At 63.0% G+C, this 9,164-nt stretch carries 4 protein-coding genes and 2 pseudogenes; 2 read left to right on the top strand and 4 right to left on the bottom strand.

The features are described from left to right. Positions 1-39 precede the first annotated feature (39 nt). Positions 40-1,572 (bottom strand): hypothetical protein, encoded by a 1,533-nt coding sequence (locus ACTHNR_RS24500; RefSeq protein ID WP_440551007.1) that lies wholly within the window; start codon positions 1,570-1,572, stop codon positions 40-42. A gap of 39 nt (positions 1,573-1,611) precedes the next feature. On the opposite strand from ACTHNR_RS24500, the gene ACTHNR_RS24495 reads away from it, so the two are divergent. Further along, positions 1,612-3,825, top strand: coding sequence for a LamG-like jellyroll fold domain-containing protein (locus ACTHNR_RS24495; protein ID WP_440551005.1), 2,214 nt, complete (start codon positions 1,612-1,614; stop codon positions 3,823-3,825). Between the two features lie 362 nt (positions 3,826-4,187). Then, a pseudogene (locus ACTHNR_RS24490) lies at positions 4,188-5,744 on the top strand (methyl-accepting chemotaxis protein); the annotation flags it as partial. 73 nt (positions 5,745-5,817) lie between these two features. On the opposite strand, the gene ACTHNR_RS24485 reads toward ACTHNR_RS24490, so the two are convergent. The 3 genes and pseudogenes from ACTHNR_RS24485 to ACTHNR_RS24475 all read right to left on the bottom strand — a co-directional run. Further along, on the bottom strand, positions 5,818-6,234 hold the full coding sequence (locus ACTHNR_RS24485) for a hypothetical protein (RefSeq protein ID WP_440551003.1): 417 nt from the start codon (positions 6,232-6,234) through the stop codon (positions 5,818-5,820). 332 nt (positions 6,235-6,566) lie between these two features. Then, entirely contained in the window at positions 6,567-8,705 is a 2,139-nt protein-coding gene (locus ACTHNR_RS24480) for an autotransporter outer membrane beta-barrel domain-containing protein (RefSeq protein ID WP_440551001.1), read from the bottom strand. Between the two features lie 27 nt (positions 8,706-8,732). Beyond that, positions 8,733-8,948, bottom strand: a pseudogene (locus ACTHNR_RS24475) (hypothetical protein); the annotation flags it as partial. Positions 8,949-9,164: the final 216 nt, after the last annotated feature.

Raw genomic sequence — 9,164 nt, 5'->3', positions numbered from 1 at the left:
ACTTGGCGCGCCGCCGCAGGGAAGCCTGCGGATAGGCGTTTAATTTACGCCAACGCCGCCGTACGAGAGGTAATGGCCGAACAGCCGCGCAAACTGCCCGCCGTCGGTATTGATCGACGTCGAATACGTGCCGCCGCCGCTAAAGACGATCGCGAACGTACTGATGGCGCCGTACTCCCATGGGTACTTCAGCATGTAGTCGGCGTGATTGTCGCGATAGTGTCCGGGCGTACCGCCCGGGGTGTCTGACGGAACGCCCAACGGCGTTTGCCACCACAGCATCGGCAGAGCGTTGCCCAAAGCCGCGCGGTAAGTCGAGTATTGGCCCTGCTCCTGATGAAAGTTGGGCGTGTTGACGTTGTTTTCATCGCGATAGAACGGACCGATGCGGCCCATGCATTCCGCGATCGTCGCCAGTTCGAGGCACCCGGCATCGCGATCGCTGGTTTGGGCCACGATGAAATCGGCACGATCGGCGCCGACCGCCTGCATTTCCTTGGCGATCACGTCCGGCGGGCCGTTCCAGAAGGCGGGCGGAAAGCCGATCAGCGCTTTGGGCGCGTGCCACCGGGCCATCGACACGAGGCACATGCCGATGCCGGCCGCGCTGTTAGGCATCCAGCTGCATTCGGGCTGGTTGTTCACGACCGCGGGCATTTGCGTGACATCGTGATTGGGCGCTTGCGCGTAGATGTAGCCCCAGAAGTCGGGCTCCAGATTGACCAGCACCGGCATATTGAGACCGTTGATGCGGTCATACATCGTCCGCACCTGCGACCAGTACGTGTTCATGAAGGTCTGGTCGTTGATGCCGCTCAGATTGCCGTCGCCCTTGGCCGCCATCTGGTAAAGCGTGAACATCGGCGTCGCCCCGTTGGCGCGGTCGTTTTGGGCGGTGTACGTGATGTACGCGCCATCGGTATTCCAGTAAGGCCAGGAGCCCGAGCCCACGCCAACGAGGTAGGTGTCGATGATGTCCGGGCGGATCCCCTGGGCTTTCATGTCATCGATCGATTGGCCGGCGCCGAGGCCAATCTGCAGGCGCGGCACGACGCCCATCTTCTGCAGAATCGCTGTCGCTGGATTGCTGGCGCTCGTCTGGTCGTGACGGACCGCCGTTTGGCTTGCACCCGATGCGGTCGCGGCCGCCTTCGCGACGGCGCCATCGCCACTGCCGCCACTGCCACCGCCGCAGCCGAACAGCGCGAGCGAAATCAAAGCTGCCGCAACATACCGAGGGGAGACGCCACGGACGATGTCATCGCGGGAATCGGTCGCGCAGCGCGCGTCGGGCGCGATGCTCCGATCACTTTCCTTCTTCATTATTCCCACCTCTTCGAATTGAACTGATTTTTTAATGCGGCAGCGTATGCTCGTGCTTTGAAAATCCTTGATTAACACTCGAGTGCGCTGAATATCGGCGTATTCGACTGCTCGCAAATGAAGACGCGGTCCACGCTGCCCGCGAACCGTGAGACTACCATTCCCACAAGGATGTGAATGCTCTATGAGATTATTTGAGAATGTTGAGATTTCGTTGAAATTTGGTTTTACGCAAAATGTCGTATACATTCGAGTAAAGTTTCAGGGAAAACTAAACCAGGGTCGTGCATGAGCAATAAAAAGGTATCGACGGTAGTACTGCGCCATGGCTCGGATGTGGCTGCTGATACGGCGAGCGTTTCTCGGCGGGACTTCATGAAGGGGCTGGGTGCGACGTTAGTGGCCGGATGCGGGCTGGGCGGCCCCCTTGCTGCCGCAGCCGGTACTATGTCTCGCCAGGCGTCGACCGGCACGAGGCAATTCGAGCGTTTCACGCATCCGGGCCTTCTACATACCGAGGCCGATTTCCTGCGCATGCGTACGAAGGTGGGCGCGCACGCGTCGCCGTGGATCGACGGTTGGGAAGTGCTCGTCGCCAACGGCCACACGAAGCTGACGAACGAGCCGAATCCACAGCCCGTCATCCGGCGCGGAGGCGGGAACGAGAACTACTGGATCCTCTACAACGATATCGCCGCTGCCTATGGCGATGCGCTGCGCTGGAAAGTGTCGGACGACCCGAGTTACGCCATCAAGGCCGTGGCGTACCTGGATCGGTGGGCATCCACTCTGACCGCGCTCGAAGGCAATTCGAACGTGGCGCTGGCGGCCGGCATCTACGGCTATCAGTTCGCCAACGTGGGCGAGATCATGCGCAGCTACAGCGGCTGGAGCGCGTCGGGCCTGGCCGCATTTCAGAAGATGATGCGAGAGGTTTTCTATCCGATCAATCACAGCTTCCTGCACCGCCCCGTCGATGTGAAGCGAACGCATTACTGGGCAAATTGGGAATTGTGCAACCTCGCCTCGATGTTCGCCATCGGCGTGCTGTGCGATGACGCCGATATCGTCGACGATGCCGTCGAGTACTTCAAGAACGGCGCGGGCAACGGCAGCATCGACAAGGCGGTGTACTTCGTGCATCCGGGGTATCTCGGGCAGTGGCAGGAGGCCGGGCGCGACCAGGGACACACGATGCTCGGGATTGCGCTGACGGGCGCCATCTGCGAGATGGCCTGGAACCAGGGCATCGACTTATACGGTTACGACAACAACCGCTTCCTGGCCGGCGCGGAATACGTGGCGAAGTCGAACCTGAAGCGACCCGACGGCGCGTTCTACACGGTGCCTTTTGCGACGTACCAAAACTGCGACGTCACCCAAGCGGTGTTTTCCACGGGTTCACAAGGCGGGGGGCGCCCGTGCTGGGCATTGGTCGCCAACCATTACATCAATCGCAGGGGCTTGGCGGCGCCCTACAGCCAGCGCTTCGCCGAGCAGATGACGCCGGAGGGCGGCGGCGGCAACTACGGCCCGAACAGCGGCGGCTTCGACCAACTCGGTTACGGCACGCTCACGTGCACGCGCGATCCGGGCACACCCGCCGTCACGCCCAGCGGGCTCACAGGCTATGCAAGCGAGGGCAAGGTCGTGCTGTCATGGTGGGGCTGCAGCGATGCGCTCAGCTACAACGTCAAACGCGCAAGCCATGCCGGTGGGCCGTACACCACGATCAAGCGCGGCATTGCCGATCTGCTGACCTATACCGATACGCCGCCCACTGCCGGTACGTACTTCTATGCCGTCACGGCGCAAAGGTCTTCCGGTGAATCGGCGCTCTCCAATCAAGCGAAGGTCATCACGGCGGTGCAGTTGCTCGCACACCTGAGCTTCGACGAGGGCAGCGGGCCGGCGGCCGCCGACAGCTCGGGCAACGGGCACACCGCCACCCTCGACGGCGCGGTATGGGCGACGGGCCGTCGCGGCCATGCGGTGTCGCTCAACGGATCGGGCGCCTATGTGGCGTTGCCCGACGATCTGCTCGCCGACGTTTCGGACTTCACGATTGCGGCCTGGGTGTTCTGGAACGGGGCGCAAACTTGGGCGCGCATCTTCGATTTGGGCGCGGGCATTGGGCGGTACATGATGCTCACCCCGAGCGCCGATCGCCGCTCCAATAATGCCGCCATGCGCTTCTCGCTCACCGTCAACGGGTTCGGCGATCAGATGATCGACGCCGCGGCGGAACTGCCGAGCAAGCGCTGGGTGCATGTGGCGGTCACGCTATCGGGCTCGACCGGCACGTTGTATGTGGACGGGGCGAGCGTCGGTAGCAATCCGCGCATGTTCCTCGCGCCGTTCCGCCTGGGCAGCACCACACAGAACTGGTTGGGTAAGTCGCAATACGCCGCGGATGCGAGCTTCAATGGCCTGATAGACGATTTCCGCGTCTACCGGGGCGGCCTGAGCGCGGCCCAAATCGTGTCGCTGATGAACAGCTGAACGCGTGAGGGCCGGCTTTCTTCATATCAATACGCGCGACAATGACGAGCCGGGAATTTCTTTATTTTTGTGTCAGGATTTCCTGACGCCGCATTGAGTGTTTCCCTATCCATTGAGTCAATTCTCGCTTCCTCGGCGAGCCCAGCCGTGCAACGGTAGTGCGATTACGTCGCGTTAAGGAAATCCTTATCAATGAAGTCGCAAGACGCTTATCGACAACCCCAATGCAAACGTTTGAAAAAAATTACGTTTAAATGCGGGGCTCATGTTGCCGAAATAGCGAATGCCGTCGCGCGTGTGACGGAGGCGATCGGCAACCGCGTCGGCGGCCATCGCACGGAATTTAGAACATGGAGTCTTGCATGGATGTCAAAGGGCTGACGGTTCGCTCGAAGTTGGCGTGGGCTTTCGGGGTGCTGAGCGCATTGGTGTTGGCGGTATCGATGTTTGCGCTGCATGCGCTCGGGGATGCGAACGCTCGGTTTTCTTCATTCGTGAGCGGTATCAACGCACGTGCGCAACTGGCCGAACAGGTGCGCACCGCGGTGGATCGTCGTGCGATCGCCGCTCGCAATCTGGTTGTGGTCACCAAACAGGCGGACATCGATCAAGAGAAGGCTGCCGTCGGGCAGGCACACGCGGACGTGCAAGCGCGCTTGTCCGAATTGCGTCAGTCGGTGAAGGCCGCCGACGTGAGCGATCAGTCGCGCGCCTTGGTGGCGCGTATCGACGAAGTGGAGGCGCAGTACGGGCCAGTGGCGCTTGCAATCGAGAATGCCGCGTTGAGCGGCGATCGCGACAAGGCTGTCACGATGCTGGTGGAGCAATGCAGGCCGCTATTGGCAAAGCTGGTCGAAGCGACCGATGCGTTCGCCGCGCATGCGCATGAGCGTGCGCAAGCGATGCAGGCCGAAGCGGCGGAGCACTACGCGGCACAGCGCGCGTTGGCGATCGTCGTTTCCATTGCGACGGGTGCGGCGGCGTTGCTGGCCGCCATGCTGATCACGCGCAGTTTGACGCGTGCGCTTGGGGCTGAGCCCGCTCAACTGAGCGAAATCACGCGACGCGTGGCAGGCGGCGACCTGAGCCCGGTTGCCGGAGCCGATCGCGCCCCCGCCGGCAGCGTGTTGGCCTCGATGGGCGACATGCAGGCAAGCCTCGTACGGTTGATCGGACAGGTCCGCTCCGCGGCGGAAGGCATTGCCACGGGATCCAGCGAGATCGCCTCGGGCAATCAGGATCTGTCTTCGCGCACCGAGCAGCAAGCGTCCTCGTTGCAGGAAACGGCCTCGAGCATGGAGGAGTTGACGTCGACAGTCAAACACAACGCGGAGAACGCACAGCAGGCGAGCGTATTGGCCGGCAACGCGTCGGACGTGGCGCAGCGCGGCAGCGTCGTCGTGGAGCAGGTCGTGGAAACCATGATCGATATCAGCGCGCGCTCGTCGCAGATTGCGGATATCACCGGCATTATCGAAGGCATCGCGTTCCAGACGAACATCTTGGCGCTCAATGCGGCGGTGGAAGCCGCGCGGGCGGGCGAGCAAGGCAGGGGGTTCGCGGTGGTGGCTAGCGAGGTGCGCTCGTTGGCGCAGCGTTCGTCGAGCGCGGCCAAGGAGATCAAAGAGTTGATCGCCGCCTCGGTGCAGAAGATTCAAGATGGTTCGACGCTGGCTAGCGACGCGGGAACGACGATGTCTGAGGTCACGCAGGCGGTCGCGCGCGTGACCGACATCATGGGCGAGATCGCCGCGGCCTCGGCCGAGCAGAGCCGCGGCATCGAGCAAGTCAATTTGGCGATCACGCAGATGGACGAAGTCACGCAGCAAAATGCGGCGCTGGTCGAGCAAGCAGCGGCGGCGTCAAAATCGCTCGAAGTGCAGGGGCAGCAGTTGAGCAGCTCGGTGGCGTTCTTTCGCGTATAGGGCCTAGGCCGCGTGTCGATTCCCCGTTGTCGCGGGACTGCGGATCGTCAGGTCCCGCTACCTCGTATCAATGGCCGCTATAGGTCTCGTAGCCGATTTCCCCGTTATCCTCGATCGTCGCGGAGATAAAGTGGGACTTGAATCCGTCGGAAAGAGGGCCGGCTTCGAGTGGAACCTGCATCCCCTGCAGCATGCCTTCCAAGGCGTGCCGCAACTGCTGCCCCGCTCGAGTCGAGCCGTCCCCGCCTGCGATGACGGCATTGACTTCAAAGCCGGCGGCGCGCAGCACTTCCACTTTCCGCGCAATGGCTACGCCCGGCGACGGTACGCCCGGCAACACGTGAAAAATAGATGCCGAGGATGCGGCCACGCTGCCGTCGTCATGACGGCGCACCCCGCCGACGGCTACGCCGGTGCATACGGTAAGCGCCGATGTCCGCAGTGACTCGCCCCGCTCTCGTATGGTTTGCCGCTCGACTTTCATCGCGGAGAAATCGACCACGTTACGGTACGAATCGGTTTCAATCACGCGATGGGATGTGCCGGCCTGCTGGCCTCGCCGTGGCAGGCCGGAAAGGGCTCCTTCTTCGGAATGGCGCGCCGACGGCGAGGGGCGCGCCGCACGTGCCGGGGCAGCCTCGGAAGACGCGGTGTATGACTGCCCGCCCGAGATTGGCGCGGGTTTTCCAAAACAAATACCCATGGCATTCTCCTATCGAAGCGGCCATTTTCCCAACATGCCGCGCCATCTGGCCGATTCGGAGCGAAACATATTCTGCTGGGGCGAATTGCGCCGATACAGACGGCCGCGCCGCGTTAAAACCGGTAATTCAACTGAAGGTGGACCATCGAACCCACGCGAAGTTGCGTTGATGCATCGGCCGAAATAGACCATGACGGGCGGACCTGTGCGCGCACGCCCGCGCCGATCGAGACGATGTGATGCGCCAGCGGTGCGCCCGGCGCGGCGAACGCGGTGCCGTCTTGAGTAAGAACGGTCACCGAGCGGGTTCGATTCGCCAGCTCGCGCGCGTAGTCCACGTCCACATGAATGCTCACGGGTTCGGCCATCGTGCCGAAGGTATGCATCAGTGTGAGGCCGAGGTAGGGCTGCGCGCTGTGTAGGGTATCGGCGCCGACCGCGAGATTTTGTCCGCTGCCGCCCGATTCGGCGAAACCCTGTCCATGCACCCAGGCCCAGTGCAGTCCGGCATGCGGCTCCAGCACGGTATTGCTGCCGACTTCGAACGGGATGCCGGCTTGCGCCGAGCCGCTCAGCGATTGGAGCCGGTTGCTGCCTTCGGGCGTGCCGTTTGGCCCGGGGGCGAGCGGCCGCTTCTCGCTCGCCCAACTGAAGCCGTAGCCGAAGATGATGGATGCCTCGATCGGGCCGAACATGCGCCGGCCGTAGAGTGCGAGGTGCAGGGTGTCGAGTCTGCCGGTGCTGGGCGTGGCGCTTTCGCTGATCTCGTCGTGTTCGTAGCCGATCGCGCCGCCCACGGTCCCCTTGCCGATTTCGTGATCGAACCCCGCGGCAAAACCCGAGCGATGGGCGCCGAACGCCGATGCCGCGCCGCTACCGTCGGCGCGTGCGTAGCCGTCCGTGAGCGTGGCCCATGCGCTGTTGCGCTTGCCCGCGCGATCGATGGCGGATGTGGCCGCAAGGTGATCCATCAGCGCCGCGTCGAACGCGCGCGCGCCTAATGCCGCCGTCGAAGCGAGCGCCGTATAGATGCTTGTATAGAGCGGGGCGATCGCCACAGGTGTGGCGTAGGGCGCGAGCACGAGATCGATCTCGCTGGCGCCGTAGTTCAGCGAGGATGTCAGTCCAGACAGATCGGCGCCTGCTTGGGTCACGCTCGACAGTCTATCGAAGCTGCCTGCGATGCCGTTCGCAGTCAGGATCGCATATCGGCGCGCCGTGTAAGTGCCCGGATCGTAGACCATCTGCAGGCCGCCGCGGAGCGCGGCCGAGCCTTGAACTTTGAGCTGCGACGCGGAGGTCGGACTCAGCTCGATCACGAGTGTGCCGTTCGTACTTTGTGTGTAGTTGCCACCGATGGTCAGCGTGCCGATGGTACCGCCGGGCATCAGGAGCCCATCGTTGGCGACGTCGCCGCCGACCGAGCCGTGGCCGCGCAAACTGCCGGCCGCGGTCACGGCGACATTGCCGCCCAACGATGCGCCGTCGTTCCCGCTATCGCCGATCATCAGCGTGCCGGACGCTACGGTCGTCGTGCCGGTGAACGCGTGGTTGTCGCCCGTCACGATGGTCGTCCCGGCACCTTGCTGCAAAACTGCGCCGCTGCCCGTGAGGGCGCCGTCGAATGTCGTCGTGCTAGTTGGAGCAAAAACGACGGTGCCGTTGTTGATCACCGTGCCGCCCTGGCGCACGGCGGTAGCTTGTACCAAGCCGCCGCTCGATACGGCTTGAACGCCGCCGCTCGATATCACGGAGCCCAGCGCCATGCCGCCCGATCCAACGCTTTGCACGCCTCCGGCAGAGACAACGGTACCTGAGACGAGGCCGCCGCTAGTCACGATTTGCAGACCGCCCGAATTGACGATTGTGCCCGTCGCCACGCCTCCGTTCGCGACAAGTTGCGTTCCTCCGCCGTTGACTGTCGTCGCGGTTGCGACGCCGCCCGAAAGAACGTTTTGTAAGCCGCCGCTGCTGATACTCGTGGCGACCGCCGCGCCGCCGCTGCTGACAAATTGACTGGAGCCCGCCTCGAGCGTCGTCGCGCTCGCTACCCCGCCTGACGATATGTACTGGTTACCGCCAATGACCGTCGTGCCGCCGGCCACCCCCCCGAATACGTCCTGCTCCGCCGCACTGCCGCTGACGACGGTATGGGTCACCGTGCCGCCCGTGACCGATTGCAGACTGTCGTAAATCCGGCTCTGATCCACAGATCCGCCGATGACGTTCTGATAGCCTCCGTTGGTGACCACCGTGCCCGTCACCGTTCCGCCGTCGATTTCTTGATAGCCGTTGCTGACTGTCGTACTCGTGACCGTGCCGCCCGAAACGTATTGCGAGCCGAAATCGTTGATCGTGACGCCGTTGGCCGATCCGCTATCGACTTCCTGAAAGCCGGCGTTGTTGACCGTGGTCTGCGTCGCGGCCCCACCGAGAACGAACTGCCCGCCGCCGCTATTGACGGTCGTGGCGTTCGCCGCGCCGCCCGCGAAAATTCCCTGCTGCCCAAAGTTGTTGATGGTGGTGCTGGACGCCGCGCCACCGGAATTGATCGTAGATCTAACTCCGGTTTGAAACCCCGCCCTTCAGGGCGGTGAGCTGGGACCCCGGCCTGAAGGCCGGGGTTTCAGCGATTCTTTGGGAGGGGTGCAAACCCCTTCCAAAAGTGTTCAGCCAAACCGGCCTGAAGGCCGGTTGTGGACAGTTGCTTT

Origin of the sequence: Trinickia sp., assembly GCF_051954495.1 — a bacterium.
In the GTDB taxonomy this organism is placed as follows: domain Bacteria; phylum Pseudomonadota; class Gammaproteobacteria; order Burkholderiales; family Burkholderiaceae; genus Trinickia.
This window is presented reverse-complemented; position numbering and strand designations above follow the sequence as displayed.

What these genes read in the sequence shown, in the direction of transcription:
- ACTHNR_RS24500 (WP_440551007.1), bottom strand. Translation starts at nt 1,572, where the DNA reads ATGTATACGACATTTTGCGTAAAACCAAATTTCAACGAAATCTCAACA.
- ACTHNR_RS24495 (WP_440551005.1), top strand. Translation starts at nt 1,612, where the DNA reads ATGAGCAATAAAAAGGTATCGACGGTAGTACTGCGCCATGGCTCGGAT.
- ACTHNR_RS24485 (WP_440551003.1), bottom strand. Translation starts at nt 6,234, where the DNA reads ATGAAAGTCGAGCGGCAAACCATACGAGAGCGGGGCGAGTCACTGCGG.